The organism is Stenotrophomonas sp. SrG, assembly GCF_050031795.1.
Classification (GTDB): domain Bacteria; phylum Pseudomonadota; class Gammaproteobacteria; order Xanthomonadales; family Xanthomonadaceae; genus Stenotrophomonas; species Stenotrophomonas rhizophila_A.
Window position 1 is genome coordinate 1 of the sequence record NZ_JBNBBE010000491.1, and the last position, 255, is coordinate 255.

A 255-nucleotide genomic window follows, 5' to 3' on the forward strand; every position below is an offset into this window, starting at 1 on the left:
CGAGGCGCTGCGGCCGCGGCTGCGCTGGAACAGGTTATCACCGTCGAAGGCGTCGTCCAGCGGCTCCGGGCCCTGCCCGGCCAGCAGCGGATGGGTGTCCCCGGCCGGCTGCCACAGCAGGCTGCCGAACCGGCGCGGGTCGTTGAACCGCAGCAGGCGGCCGTTGTCCAGGCTGATATCGACGTGATCGGGCGCGCGGACCGGGGTATCCCCCGGGAGTACACGCAGGCTGCCGGACATGCCCAGGTGCAGCAC

At 72.5% G+C, this 255-nt stretch carries 1 protein-coding gene; it reads right to left on the reverse strand.

What is annotated here, in order from left to right; all coding sequences use genetic code 11:
* Positions 1 to 255 (reverse strand): DNA-formamidopyrimidine glycosylase family protein (locus ACQG3P_RS20590; protein ID WP_426806085.1); only part of this gene is annotated, 255 nt, incomplete at both ends.